13 protein-coding genes are annotated in these 12209 nt (G+C 70.6%); 7 read left to right on the top strand and 6 right to left on the bottom strand.

The window, feature by feature from the left end:
* Positions 1-4: 4 nt before the first annotated feature.
* Positions 5-1654 carry an amidohydrolase gene (locus C1N74_RS10630; RefSeq protein WP_137750510.1) on the bottom strand — a complete coding sequence of 550 codons (1650 nt, stop codon included), beginning with the start codon at positions 1652-1654 and terminating at the stop codon, positions 5-7.
* Positions 1651-2976: an MFS transporter gene (locus C1N74_RS10625; protein ID WP_137750509.1), complete on the bottom strand. Its 1326-nt coding sequence runs from the start codon at positions 2974-2976 to the stop codon at positions 1651-1653. The genes C1N74_RS10630 and C1N74_RS10625 overlap by 4 nt, the downstream gene beginning before the upstream one ends.
* 106 nt (positions 2977-3082) lie before the next feature.
* On the opposite strand from C1N74_RS10625, the gene C1N74_RS10620 reads away from it, so the two are divergent.
* Both C1N74_RS10620 and C1N74_RS10615 read left to right on the top strand, forming a co-directional pair.
* Complete coding sequence (locus C1N74_RS10620; RefSeq protein WP_071917897.1) at positions 3083-4012, top strand: LysR family transcriptional regulator; 930 nt, start codon at positions 3083-3085, stop codon at positions 4010-4012.
* A 74-nt stretch (positions 4013-4086) separates the two neighbouring features.
* Complete coding sequence (locus C1N74_RS10615) at positions 4087-4782, top strand: HEAT repeat domain-containing protein (protein ID WP_114599011.1); 696 nt, start codon at positions 4087-4089, stop codon at positions 4780-4782.
* 53 nt (positions 4783-4835) lie between these two features.
* On the opposite strand, the gene C1N74_RS10610 is transcribed toward C1N74_RS10615, so the two are convergent.
* Positions 4836-5654 carry a class I SAM-dependent methyltransferase gene (locus C1N74_RS10610; RefSeq protein WP_114599221.1) on the bottom strand — a complete coding sequence of 273 codons (819 nt, stop codon included), beginning with the start codon at positions 5652-5654 and terminating at the stop codon, positions 4836-4838.
* Positions 5655-5694: 40 nt separating this feature from the next.
* On the opposite strand from C1N74_RS10610, the gene C1N74_RS10605 reads away from it, so the two are divergent.
* Positions 5695-6444, top strand: a complete 750-nt coding sequence (locus C1N74_RS10605) for a phosphoglyceromutase (RefSeq protein WP_023954875.1) — start codon at positions 5695-5697, stop codon at positions 6442-6444.
* Positions 6445-6508: 64 nt separating this feature from the next.
* On the opposite strand, the gene phoU is transcribed toward C1N74_RS10605, so the two are convergent.
* On the bottom strand, positions 6509-7195 hold the full coding sequence (gene phoU / locus C1N74_RS10600; RefSeq protein ID WP_023954873.1) for a phosphate signaling complex protein PhoU: 687 nt from the start codon (positions 7193-7195) through the stop codon (positions 6509-6511).
* Between the two features lie 171 nt (positions 7196-7366).
* On the opposite strand from phoU, the gene C1N74_RS10595 reads away from it, so the two are divergent.
* Positions 7367-8575 (top strand): cell wall metabolism sensor histidine kinase WalK, encoded by a 1209-nt coding sequence (locus C1N74_RS10595; protein ID WP_023954871.1) that lies wholly within the window; start codon positions 7367-7369, stop codon positions 8573-8575.
* Positions 8572-9255 carry a response regulator transcription factor gene (locus C1N74_RS10590; RefSeq protein WP_023954869.1) on the top strand — a complete coding sequence of 228 codons (684 nt, stop codon included), beginning with the start codon at positions 8572-8574 and terminating at the stop codon, positions 9253-9255. The genes C1N74_RS10595 and C1N74_RS10590 overlap by 4 nt, the downstream gene beginning before the upstream one ends.
* A 92-nt stretch (positions 9256-9347) precedes the next feature.
* On the opposite strand, the gene C1N74_RS10585 is transcribed toward C1N74_RS10590, so the two are convergent.
* Positions 9348-9881 (bottom strand): hypothetical protein, encoded by a 534-nt coding sequence (locus C1N74_RS10585; protein WP_064955010.1) that lies wholly within the window; start codon positions 9879-9881, stop codon positions 9348-9350.
* 155 nt (positions 9882-10036) lie between these two features.
* Here C1N74_RS10585 and C1N74_RS10580 point away from each other — a divergent pair, with 155 nt between their 5' ends.
* Both C1N74_RS10580 and ispD read left to right on the top strand, forming a co-directional pair.
* Positions 10037-10519, top strand: a complete 483-nt coding sequence (locus tag C1N74_RS10580) for a CarD family transcriptional regulator (RefSeq protein WP_023954865.1) — start codon at positions 10037-10039, stop codon at positions 10517-10519.
* Between the two features lie 22 nt (positions 10520-10541).
* Positions 10542-11723 (top strand): 2-C-methyl-D-erythritol 4-phosphate cytidylyltransferase, encoded by a 1182-nt coding sequence (gene ispD / locus C1N74_RS10575; protein WP_137750508.1) that lies wholly within the window; start codon positions 10542-10544, stop codon positions 11721-11723.
* 3 nt (positions 11724-11726) lie between these two features.
* Here ispD and C1N74_RS10570 read toward each other — a convergent pair whose 3' ends face one another.
* Positions 11727-12209: a GNAT family N-acetyltransferase gene (locus C1N74_RS10570; protein WP_023954861.1), complete on the bottom strand. Its 483-nt coding sequence runs from the start codon at positions 12207-12209 to the stop codon at positions 11727-11729.

Here is a 12209-nt window from a genome sequence, read left to right as displayed (position 1 = left end):
ACCATCACGACACGACGGCGCCGCGGTCGTGCACGAGTTCGCCTCCGACAATCGTCGCGCCCACCTGTATCGACGAGATACGCGTGGGGTCGACCTCGAGCAGGTCGTCGCTGAGCACCGCGAGGTCGGCGAGCATCCCGCGGCGGATGGTGCCCTTGACATGCTCTTCGCGCGCGGCGTAGGCGGAACCGTAGGTATAGGCCCGTAGCGCCTGTGCCGGGGATACCGCTTCGGCGGGCGCCAGCGGCACGCCGGCCGCGGTGCGGCGGTTGACCATGTCGTGGATGCTCGCGATCGGGTCGGCGTGCACGATCGGGGCGTCCGTCGAGCCGGGCAGCACGACACCGCGGTCGAGCCAGGTCCGCATGCGGTAGACCATGTCGGCCCGCTCGGGGCCGACCGCCGCGAGCAGGCCGTCGCCGGTTTCCGAGACGAACCGACCCTGCGGGCTCGGGATGAGGCCGAGAGCCACGACCCGGTCGATCTGATCGGGCCGCGAGACCCCGCAGTGCTCGATGCGGTGGCGCGGGTCATGGCGCGGAAACTCCCGCTGCGCGGCGTCGACGGCATCCATCAGCGCATCGAGCGCCCGGTCGCCGATGGCATGAGTCGCGATCTGCCATCCGTTGCGGTGCGCGTCGCGGATCATCTCGTGCAGCTGCGGTTCCTCCCACACGAGGAACCCGCGGTTGCCCGGGTCGTCGCTGAAGTCGCAGCACATGGCCGCGGTCCGTCCGATGAGCGAACCATCGCTGAGCACCTTGGTCCCGGAGATGCGCAGCCGGTCGTCGCCCAGGCCGGTGCGCGCCCCCAGGTCGAGGCCCCATCCGCTCTCGCCGCCGCCGATCGCGCCGAGGTCGTGCATGACGCGGATGTAGGGCATGGCATTGAGGCGAAGGCGGATGTCGCCGGCTTCGATGCCCTCCTGGTAGGCGCGCAGCTCGACGGGGCTCTGCCCGATCTGCCCTGGTGCCCCGATGCCGGGCTCGGTCACGGTGGTGATGCCGTATCGCAGGAGATCGGCCGAGGCCAGCCGGGAGCCCTCTCGGTGGGTTTCGAGCGTCACCGGCAGGAAGCCGCCGGTGACGAGTTCCTGCGCCCGCTCTTGAAGCAGGCCGTCGGGATGGCCGTCGGCGTCGCGCGAGACGTGCCCGCCGTCGATGTGGTGCGGCAGTGCGGCGGGGTCGAGGCCCATGGCCCGGAAGGCGGCGCTGTTGGCGACGCCCATATGTCCCGAGGTGTGTTCGAGGTAGATGGGGTTGTCGGGCGCGATGCGATCGAGATCTACCAGGTGCGGGTGGCGGCCGAGCTTGTTCTGGTCGTGTCCGCGCCCGAGCACCCACGCCCCGGGAGCAGCGGCGGCCACGGCTGTCGCGATCGCCGCGTAGACGGCGTCGAGGTCGGGTTGTGCCGTGTGCGACAGGTCGAGTCGCAGCAGCTTCTGTCCGTGCAGGCTGAAGTGCAGGTGCGCGTCGTGGAAGCCGGGCACCGCGGGCGCGCCTCCGAGGTCGAGCATGCGGTCTGCGGTGGCGCCGTCGATCTCCTCATCGACCCCGACGATCCGCCCCGCGAAGACCCCGATCCGCGAGACCATCGGGCGCTCGGCGTCGCCGGTGCGGATGCGCCCGTTCTCGATGATCGCGTCGAGCCTCATGCGGACACCTCGCGCTCGCGCTTCTCCGCGGCGGCCGAGAAGCCGCTGCGGACCGTCACGCCCACGACACCGATGAGGGTGATGCCGATGAGGATGACGTAGAAGACCGCGATTCCGACCCAGCTCCCGCCGCCGATGTTCAGCGCGAGCTGGGCGAGCAGGGGAGTCGTGCCACCGATGAGAGTGGCGCACAGCTGGTACGCGGCCGAGATGCCCGTGTAGCGGATGCGCACGGGGAACGCCTGGGCGAGGAAGCCGGCCAGCACGGCGTAGTAGCCGGAGGTCGGGATCATGACCGCCGCGAGAACCAGGAAGATGCCGAGCGGTTCGCCCGAGGAGATGACGAGGAAGGCCGGGAAGGCGATGGCGATCGCCGCGACGAGGCTGACCACCATGAACCGAGCCGTCCCGACGCGCTCGGCGATGCGCGCCGCGATCGGCTGCCAGGCGAACTGCACGAAGACCGTGCCGAGCAGGATCATCAGCATCGTCTGACGGTCGACGCCCAGCTGGGTCGTCGTGTACGAGAGCATGAACGTCGAGGTGAAATAGGCGCCGCCGATGCCGAGGCCGCACGCGAGCACGCCGACCAGCAGGGTGCCCCAGTGATGGCGCAGCAGCTCGCTGATCGGAATGCGGGGCATATCGGCATCCGACGCAGCCGCCTCGAACTCGGGCGACTCCTCGACCTTGAGGCGGATGAGCAGCCCGACGGCGACGAGCACGGCCGAGGCGAGGAAGGGCACCCGCCAGCCCCACGAGAGGAAGGCCTCCTGATCGAGCAGCCCCACGAGCAGGAACGCGACGGTGGCGAGGATGCTGCCGACCGGTGAACCCTGCTGCACCCACATCGCCGACCGCACGCCCCGCCCCTTCTGCGCGCTCTCCGAGGCCATCAGGACGGCCCCGCCCCACTCGCCGCCGACCGCGAACCCTTGCGCGGCCCGCAGCACGATGAGCAGGATCGGGGCGGCCATGCCCCAGGCATCGGCCCCGGGGAGGAGCCCGATGAGGAAGGTCGCGACCCCCATGATCATGAGCGTGACGACGAGCGTGTTCTTGCGTCCGAGACGGTCGCCGATGTGGCCGAAGAAGAGTCCGCCGAGGGGCCGCGCGAGGAAACCCGCCCAGAAGGTCGCGAACGAGGCCAGCAGTCCGATGGCCGGATTCGCGCCGGGGAAGAACACCGTCGGCAGCACGAGAGCGGCTGCGGTTCCGAACAGGTAGAAGTCGTACCACTCGATCGAGGTGCCGACGAACGAGCCGAAGGCGGCGCGGCGGGCTTTGCGCTCATCGTGGAGCGCGGGGGCGGAAACGGTCATGGGGTCGGGTCCTCTCGTCTCGACGCAGCAGCGCCGTCCGGCCATGCTCCCGAGAGCCCGCCATGTTGTCGAATGATATTCGGGCATTGAGGTATGTTCTCGATGCATGGCCGACCTGTTCGCTTTCGCGTCTTTCGCCGCCGTCGTCGAGGAAGGCTCGATCTCGGCGGGGGCGCGTCGCCGCAGTATCACGCAGCCGGCGATGTCACGGCAGATCCAGCGGCTCGAGGATGAGCTCGGCGTCCGGCTGCTGGTCCGAGGAAATGGGCCGGTCCGCCCGACGCCGGCCGGTGCGAGATTTTACGATCGCGTAACCGACCTGCTCGCGCTCGCAGAGAACGTCGTCGGACGGACCAAGCAGGAGAGCGGGCAGACCCGGGCCATCCTGCACGTCATCGCGCCGTCGGCGACCATCACGTCGGCGATCGCCCCCTACCTCGTCGCACGCGGAGCGGACGCGCCGGTGCTCGATTGCGATGACGCAGACCCGTTCCGCGTGTTCGACCTGGCCGCCACGCGAGGCGCCGACCTTGGGATCTCGACAACGACGCCGCGGCCGGGGTGGCGTGCGCGCCGACTGTCCGCCGCGCGGGTGTGGGCTCACGTGCCGCGCGAGCACGACCTCGCTCGGCGCGCCGAGGTCGGCGTCGACGAGCTCGTGCGGCATCCGCTCGTGCTGCTGACGCCCAACAGCGCGGCGCGACGTGCCCTCGACCACGAGGTCGGTCGGGCCGGCCTCGCCTACGACGACCCCATCACGGTGCGGCAGCCGGCGATCGCGCGCGCGCTCGTGGCCGCCGGGCGCGGGGTCGCCGTGCTGACGGACGACCCGGCCCCGGGCACGGTGACGGTCCCGATCGTCGGGGCCGACGGATGCCTCGAAGCACAGCTGTACGCGGGATGGGACGCGGACGGACCGCGGGCTCCGCTCATCGAGGCCGTCGTCGACGATCTCGCGGTCTTCCTCGCCGATCGCGGTCGCGGGCGGGCGCGGCAAGCCGCGCGCCGCAGCCGCCGATCGGAGACTCCGGCCTGAGACGCCGTTGCGACATCAGTCGGATCCGCCCGCGAGGGCCGCCGAGAGTGTTCTATAGGGGAGGAGGAGCCATCATGAGCAACGACAGCACCGCGACCGACGACGACACACCGACGGCCGCTGATCTCCTGCGCCGTGCGCTTGGGTCGCCGAACGGATCCGAGCGGGTCCGCAGCGCCATGGCGGCGGGAACCTACCCGCGTCCCGAGTACGTGCCGGTGCTCGTCGAGCAGTGCGCGCACGAACCCGACTTCACCGTGCGCGAGACGCTGACCTGGGCCCTCACCCGACAGGACCGCGAGGCGACCCTCGACCGGGTGGTCCCCGAACTCGGGTCGCCGCTGCCGAGGGCGCGGGCCCAGGCGCTCCACACGCTCTCGAAGATCCGCGACCCGCGGGCGTGGCCCGCGATCACGCGGGAACTGCTTCACGACGCGAACACCGACGTCGCCCGCACCGCCTGGCGGACGGCAGCGGGCCTCGCGCCCGAGGCCGAGCGCGGCGCCCTCGCGTCCGAGCTGGCCGCCCACTTCGGCCTCGGCTCCGACGACCTCCGGCAGAGCCTCAGCCGGGCGTTCGTGACCCTCGGCGAGTCGGGACGCGACGCGATCGACGCCGCGGCGGCCTCGGCGGAATGGAACGTCCGGTTGCACGCGCTTGCGACGGATCACCTCGTCTCGAACCCCGACGACGGCTACGAGGCGGCGGTCGCGGCCGCGCGCCGTGCCGCAGCGCGACGGGATGCCGCGGACTGGAACGACGACGCCTGACACCACTGCTCCGACCCGGGCGCTGACTCCGCGCACGGCGCGCCCCGCGAGCGTCAGCGGGGCGCGACGGCGCTCCACGGCACCGTGAACTCGCCCAGCCGCCACCGAGCGCGGTCGCCGAGGTCGAGCCCGCGCTCGGACATCGCCCCGAGAGCGGCGCGCCAGCGCTGGACCGGCCCGAAAGCGGATGCCGGCGCGGCTCGCTGCCACTCGTCGTCGAGTGACGACAGCAGCCCGTGCACCCGTTCGCCGGCGACGTTGCGGTGGATGAGCGCCTTCGGCAGGCGTTCGGCTGCGATCGCGGGGGAGTCGAGCCCCGCGAGTCGGAGCGAGATCGTGAGGCTGCGGGGCGCGGCATCCGGGCCCACCTCGACCCAGGTGCTCACGCGGCCGATCTCGTCGCACGTCCCCTCGACGAGCATTCCGTCGGGTGCGAGGCGCGACGCCATCCGGGACCACGCATCGGCGACATCCGACTCGTCGTACTGACGCAGCACGTTGAACGCGCGGATGATCGCGGGTCGGCGTCCACCCGGGACGGGCACCTCGAACCCGCCCCTCGCGAACCCGACGCGGGCATCCGGTGCGAAGGGCGTGCGTCCAGCGCGGACGTCGACGAGCTGGGAGCGCGCTCGAGCGACGCGGTCGGGGTCGATCTCGAGCCCGAGGACCTGGACGTCCCGGCGGGCGGGCCTCAGCCGTGCCTCCAGCTCGAGCGCCGTCACGCCGCTCGCACCGTAGCCGAGGTCGATGACCAGGGGGTCGGCGCATCGGCGCAGCACGGGATGCCGCGCGATCCAGCGATCGACGCGACGCAGGCGGTTCGTGTTGGTGGTACCACGGGTGGCCTGCCCGATATGTCCCGGGGCCATGCCCCCATGATCGCAGGCCCCGGCTCGGTAGACTCGAAGCATGAGTGCGCCGTACACGCTGATCCTCCTCCGCCACGGGCAGAGCGAGTGGAACAAGTCCAACCAGTTCACCGGCTGGGTCGACGTCCGACTGACCGACCAGGGCAAGGCCGAGGCCCAGCGCGGCGGTGAGCTGCTCGCCGAGGCGGGCCTGCTGCCCGACGTCCTCTACACGTCGGTCCTCAGCCGTGCCATCCAGACCGCTCAGATCGCTCTCGACGCGGCCGACCGCCTGTGGATCCCGGTCAAGCGCTCGTGGCGCCTGAACGAGCGTCACTACGGTGCGCTGCAGGGCAAGGACAAGGCGCAGACCCTCGCGGAGTTCGGAAACGAGCAGTTCATGCTGTGGCGTCGTTCGTTCGACGTGCCGCCGCCGCCCCTCGCCGATGACGACCAGTACAGCCAGGTGAACGACCCGCGCTACGCCGACATCGACGGCGAGGTGCCTCGCACCGAGTCGCTCAAGCTCGTCATCGACCGTCTGCTGCCGTACTGGGAGTCCGACATCGCCGAAGACCTGCGCGCGGGCAAGACCGTGCTCGTGACCGCTCACGGCAACTCGCTGCGTGCTCTCGTCAAGCAGCTCGAGGGCATCAGCGACGACGACATCGCGGAGCTGAACATCCCCACGGGCATCCCGCTGGTCTACAAGCTCGACGAGAACCTCAAGCCGCTCGGCCCGGGTGAGTACCTCGACCCCGAGGCGGCTGCGGCCGGTGCTGCCGCCGTGGCCAACCAGGGCAAGGCGTAAGCACGAGACGTACGAAGGGGCGGTGCCGATCGGCACCGCCCCTTCGTCATCGACCGGATGCCGGTCAGAGACCGCCGTCGTTCACGATGACGTTGATCGTCTCGGTGTCGGGGCGCCATTCGCCCGTCGCGAGATAGGCGACGCGCTTGCCGACCGTGACGGCGTGATCGGCGAAGCGCTCGTGGTACCGGCTGGCCAGCGTCGCGTCGACGGTCGCTGCCGCCTCGCCCTGCCAGTTCTCGCTGAGGACCTTCTCGAACACGCTCAGGTGGAGGTCGTCGAGCCGGTCGTCGAGAGCGCGCAGCGTCTCGACCAGAGCGAGGTCTTCCGAGCGAAGCAGCTCGGTGAGGGTGCGCGCGACCTCGACGTCGATCTCGCCCATCTTGGTGAAGGTGCCCTTCAGGCCCTTCGGGATGGCGCGCTCGGGGAAGCGCATGCGGGTGAGCTGCGCGATGTGCTCGGCGATGTCACCCATGCGCTCGAGCGACGCGCTGGTGCGCAGTGCCGAGACGACGATGCGCAGGTCGCGTGCAACCGGCTGCTGGCGGGCGAGGATCTCGATGGCCAGCTCGTCGATCGCGATGGCCTTGTCGTCGATGACGGCGTCCGCATCGATGACTTCTTCGGCGAGGGTGATGTCGCTCGTGCCGAATGCACGCGTGGCCTTCTCGATCGCGACGGTCACCAGCTCGGAGATCTCGACCAGGCGGGCCTGGACGTCCTCGAGGGACTGGTGGAAGACTTCGCGCATCGGAGCACCTTTCCTTCTTGCGGAGACAGCACGACGCCGTACTCACGGCGACGCGATTGTCGCTCGACAAGGTTAACGAACGGTGCCGAGCCGATGAACATAGACCCGAGTCCGAGAAGGAACGGCCGAGACGCGATGGGCGGGCCCCGCGCCTCGTCCTAATCTGGAGGAATGAATCCGACGCAGCTCGCGCTGGTCGCCCTTCTCGGGGGCGTGTTCGTCGGCCTTCTCATCAGCGCTGTGGCCTTCCTGGCCTGGCGCGCCCGCGTGCAGGCGCAGGAGCAGGCCGACGGCGATCTCCCGGCCGGCGCGCGCGACGTGCTGGCCGCCCTCGATGAGGCCGCGCTCATCGTCGATGCGTCGTTCACCATCGTCGCGACGTCGCCGTCCGCCGAGTTGTTCGGCCTGTTCGAGGGCGAGACGGTTCCGGGTGACGAGCTGCGCGAGCTGCTGCGCTCTTCGCGCGGCGTGGCGCATTCCGAGACGGGCACGCTGCGGCTGCGCCGCGGGGTGGCTCCGGCGGAGCCGCGCCTGATCGTCGCGCGCGCGAGCAGCATCACCCCGCGGTTCACCCTCGTGCTCGTGCGCGACATCACCGAGCGCGAACGGCTCGCGGAGATGCGGCGCGACTTCGTGGCGAACACGAGTCACGAGCTGAAGACCCCGGTCGGGGCGGTCACCCTGCTCGCCGAGGCGATCGAGTCCGCCGCCGACGACCCGGAACAGGTGCGCTCGTTCGCCAGCCGGCTGAGCGCCGAGGCCATGCGGCTCGGGAACTTGACCTCGCGCATCATGAGCCTGTCGCGCCTGCAGTCCTCCGACGAGCTGACGGAGCTGCGCGACGTCGCGATCGACGAGGTCGTCACGTCGGCGATCGAGACGCACGCGATCGCCGCCGAGTCGGCGGGCGTCGCTCTCGTGCGCGGAGGGGATCGCGGGCTGTACGTGCGCGGCGACGTGCAGGTGCTGAGCGAGGCGGTGGGGAACCTCATCGCGAACGCCATCGTGTACTCGCCGCCCGCCAGCCAGGTCGGCGTCGGCATCCGCGGCACGGGTGACACCGTCGAGATCGCCGTGACCGATCGCGGCATCGGCATCCCGGAGAGCGAGCAGCAGCGCGTATTCGAGCGGTTCTATCGCGCCGACTACGCCCGCTCGCGCCGTACGGGCGGCACCGGCCTGGGGCTCTCGATCGTCAAGCACGCCGTGCAGCGCCACGGCGGCGAGGTCCAGCTGTGGTCCCGCCCGGGACGCGGCTCGACGTTCACGATCCGCCTGCCCGCGATCGCCGCCCCCGATGGTGCGGCCGCGGCGCCGAGGAAGACCAGGAAGAAGATCGTCCGGGCGATGCCCGCCCGGCCCAAGGGAGACCCATCATGACTCGTGTCCTGCTCGTGGAGGATGAGCCCGACCTCGCCGACCCGCTGGCGTACCTGCTGCGACGGGAGGGCTTTGAGGTCGAGATCGCCGAGGACGGACCCGCCGCCCTCGAGGCGTTCGAGTCGCGCGGGGCCGACATCGTGCTGCTCGACCTGATGCTTCCCGGGATGCCGGGAACCGAGGTGTGCCGCATCATCCGGACGACGTCGAAGACGCCCATCATCATGCTGACCGCCAAGGACTCCGAAGTCGACATCGTGGTCGGGCTCGAGCTCGGCGCCGACGACTACGTCACCAAGCCGTACTCGTCGCGCGAGCTGCTCGCTCGCATGAGGGCTGTGCTGCGGCGGGCCGCGACGGCCGAGGTCGACGTCGACGAACGCGTGCTCGCCGGTGGCCGCGTGACGATCGATCTCGACCGACACACGGTGGCCGTCGACGGCGGCGAGATCAACATGCCGCTGAAGGAGTTCGAGCTGCTCGAGGTCCTGATGCGTAACGCAGGCCGGGTGATGACACGCGGTCAGCTCATCGACCGCGTGTGGGGGAGCGACTACTTCGGCGACACGAAGACCCTCGATGTGCACATCAAGCGCATCCGCTCCCGCATCGAGGCCGACCCGGGCCGGCCGTCGATGCTGCTCACTGTGCGCGGACTCGGCTATCGCTTCGAGGGCTGAGCTCGCTCACGGCGAGGAGGAAGCCACGAAGACGTGATGAGGGGCCCGGCGATCGTCGCCGGGCCCCTCATCACGTCAGATGCGTCGGGCCGTCACGGGGTCGGAGTCGCCGACGGGGTGGGGGTGGCGGACGGAGTGGGGGTCGCCGACGGGGTCGTCGCCTCGAGCGGCACGTACTCCGTGTAGTAGGGGAGCGTGCCGTCGAGGACGGGCACGTCGATGCGCACGCCCTCGGCGTCTCCCGACTGGAACGACATCGGCAGGGTCGCACCGGGCATGGTGTCGATGTCCTCGAGCAGGATCGGCTTGTTGCCGTCGACGCCCAGGCTGATGCTGTCGCGCGCCGGCACCTTCAGCGTGGTCGTGGTCTCGCCGAAGCCGAAGATGAGCGTGTGGTCCTCGTCGGTGGGGTTGACGATGGCGGCGAGGAAGTTGCCCGCGGTGCCGGATTCGTCGGCGATGACCATCGCGTTGCGGACGTCGAGCGGGCCGGAGGGCGGGATGTTCACGCCGTCCGAGGCGGAGAAGTCGATGGTCGTCGCCTGCGGCGAGATCATGCTGCAGCCGGTGGCCCCCAGGGTCAGGGCGGCGCCCACGGCAATCGAAGCGACGATTCGCAGTTTCACGGATCCTCCAGGCAGGCAGACGGGCGTCTTCAGAAGTCTAAGGGTGACGGGGCCGACGTGCCGACACCCCTCGGATGCCGCGGGGTATAAGCGGCGGCAAACCTTACTGTATGCCCCCTGTGTTATCCTGGATGTTGCCGAAGGGATATAACTCCATGCTTTTTGAGGTTGGCGAAACCGTCGTCTACCCCCACCACGGGGCAGCCACGATCATCGAGGTCAAGGACCGGATCATCAAGGGCGAGACGAAGAAATACCTGAAGCTCAACGTCACCCAGGGAGACCTCATCATCGAGGTCCCGGCTGACAACGTCGACCTGGTCGGCGTTCGCGACGTCATCGGCAAGGACGGGCTCGAGCGCGTGTTCGACGTCCTGCGTGCCCCTTTCACCGAAGAGCCGACCAACTGGTCGCGTCGGTACAAGGCCAACCTCGAGAAGCTCGCTTCGGGCGACGTCATCAAGGTGAGCGAAGTCGTGCGCGACCTGTGGCGTCGCGATCAGGACCGCGGCCTGTCCGCTGGCGAGAAGCGCATGCTCGCGAAGGCGCGTCAGATCCTCGTGTCCGAGATCGCGCTGGCGCTCAAGGCCGACGAGGACCACGCTTCGGGCGTCCTCGACGAGGTCCTCGCCTCCTGAGTCCGTCTCGGCATCCGCTGCCGTGGGCATCATCCCCGTTCCGCGCGTCGCGGTCGTCGTCGTCGCGGCCGGTTCCGGAACACGGCTCTCGGCCGGGGCTCCGAAGGCGTTCGTCGGGATCGACGAGCACTCGATCCTGAGGCACGCCCTCGACGGCGTCGCCGCGGCACCGACCGCTCAGGTCGTGATCGTGGCGCCCGCCGGACGCGAGGGCGACGCCCGCACCGAGGGTGAGGCGGCATTCGGCGATCGCTCCGACCTCGTCTCGGTCGTCGTCGGGGGCCAGACGCGGCAGCAGTCGGTCGCCGCGGGACTCGCGGCCCTGTGGGCCGACGTCGAGACCGTCCTCGTCCACGACGCCGCCCGTGCGCTGACCCCGCCGGACGTGTTCGAACGGGTGATCGCCGAGGTGGATCGCTCGGGCGCCGGAGTCGTGCCGGTGCGCCCCGTCGTCGACACGCTCAAACGCGTGACCGGTGCCGCGGTCGACGAAGCTGTCGATCGCGCTCCGCTGGCCGCAGCGCAGACGCCCCAGGGGTTTCCTCGGGCACTCCTCGAATCCGCGTACGCCACGGCGGCCGAGGAGTTCACCGACGACACCGCGCTGTTCGCGGCCGCCGGTCACCCCGTGCACACCGTCGCGGGCGATGACCTGTCGTTCAAGATCACCACGCCCGCCGACCTCGACCGGGCGCGTCACCTGCTGCGGCCCACCGCCGCGGCGGCATCCGTGGTCCCGCTCGTCGGCATCGGCACCGACGTCCACGCGTTCGGAGGCGACGGGGCGCTGCGCCTGGCGGGACTGGAGTGGCCCGGCGAACCCGGGCTGCGCGGCCACTCGGACGGCGACGCGGTCGCTCACGCGATCGTCGACGCGGTGCTCGCGGCCGCCGGCCTGGGCGACATCGGCACCCACTTCGGGGTCGACCGTCCCGAGTACGCGGGGGCCGCGGGCATCGTCTTCCTGCGGCGCGTGCGCGAGCTCGTGGCCGAGGCCGGCTACGCGATCGGAAACGTATCGGTGCAGGTGCAGGCCAACCGGCCGCGGTTCGCGCCGCGCCGCGCCGAGGCCGAGGCGCTGCTGACGCAGGCGCTCGGCGCGCCGGTCTCCGTCGCGGCCACGACGACCGACGGGCTCGGGTTCACCGGCGCCGGCGAAGGGGTCTCCGCTACCGCGGTCGCCCTCGTCTACCGCATCCGCTGAGGCTCAGCGGGGCGCTGCCTCGAGGTCGCGCGTCATGAACACCGACAGCGGGTCGGGGGAGTAGTCGCCGAACGGCGGGCAGTACGAGAAGCCGGCGCTCTCGTACAGACTCCGCGCGGCGACGAAGTCGGGGCCGGAGCCGGTCTCGAGCCAGAGCGAGCGGATGCCGGCATCCCGGGCTTCCCGCTCGAGGTGCTGCAGCATCGCGCGCCCCAAGCCGCGCCCGAGGAACCCGTCGGCGACGCGCATGGACTTGATCTCCGCGCGGTCGCCGTCGAAAGCCCTGTACGCGCCGACAGCGGCGATCTCGTCTCCGACCCAGGCCGAGTACACCCGGACGGACGGATGCTGCAGCGCGGTCAGGTCGAGGGCGTGCACGCTCTCGACCGGCGTGTTGGCGAGCATGCCCGCGAGGTGGGCGGCGAGCAGACCGCGGGTCGCGGCGCCGGTGAGGTCGTCTCGGACGATCGTGACGGATCCCGCCAT

The organism is Microbacterium sp. SGAir0570 (assembly GCF_005491085.2).
In the GTDB taxonomy this organism is placed as follows: Bacteria; Actinomycetota; Actinomycetes; order Actinomycetales; family Microbacteriaceae; genus Microbacterium; species Microbacterium arborescens.
The sequence above is the reverse complement of the archived record's forward strand: the minus strand, read 5'-3'. Positions and strand labels throughout refer to the sequence as shown.

What these genes read in the sequence shown, in the direction of transcription:
- C1N74_RS10615 (WP_114599011.1), top strand. Translation starts at nt 4,087, where the DNA reads ATGAGCAACGACAGCACCGCGACCGACGACGACACACCGACGGCCGCT.
- C1N74_RS10605 (WP_023954875.1), top strand. Translation starts at nt 5,695, where the DNA reads ATGAGTGCGCCGTACACGCTGATCCTCCTCCGCCACGGGCAGAGCGAG.
- C1N74_RS10620 (WP_071917897.1), top strand. Translation starts at nt 3,083, where the DNA reads ATGGCCGACCTGTTCGCTTTCGCGTCTTTCGCCGCCGTCGTCGAGGAA.
- C1N74_RS10580 (WP_023954865.1), top strand. Translation starts at nt 10,037, where the DNA reads ATGCTTTTTGAGGTTGGCGAAACCGTCGTCTACCCCCACCACGGGGCA.
- C1N74_RS10590 (WP_023954869.1), top strand. Translation starts at nt 8,572, where the DNA reads ATGACTCGTGTCCTGCTCGTGGAGGATGAGCCCGACCTCGCCGACCCG.
- C1N74_RS10630 (WP_137750510.1), bottom strand. Translation starts at nt 1,654, where the DNA reads ATGAGGCTCGACGCGATCATCGAGAACGGGCGCATCCGCACCGGCGAC.
- C1N74_RS10625 (WP_137750509.1), bottom strand. Translation starts at nt 2,976, where the DNA reads ATGACCGTTTCCGCCCCCGCGCTCCACGATGAGCGCAAAGCCCGCCGC.
- C1N74_RS10610 (WP_114599221.1), bottom strand. Translation starts at nt 5,654, where the DNA reads ATGGCCCCGGGACATATCGGGCAGGCCACCCGTGGTACCACCAACACG.
- C1N74_RS10595 (WP_023954871.1), top strand. Translation starts at nt 7,367, where the DNA reads ATGAATCCGACGCAGCTCGCGCTGGTCGCCCTTCTCGGGGGCGTGTTC.
- C1N74_RS10570 (WP_023954861.1), bottom strand. Translation starts at nt 12,209, where the DNA reads ATGGCGGGATCCGTCACGATCGTCCGAGACGACCTCACCGGCGCCGCG.
- phoU (WP_023954873.1), bottom strand. Translation starts at nt 7,195, where the DNA reads ATGCGCGAAGTCTTCCACCAGTCCCTCGAGGACGTCCAGGCCCGCCTG.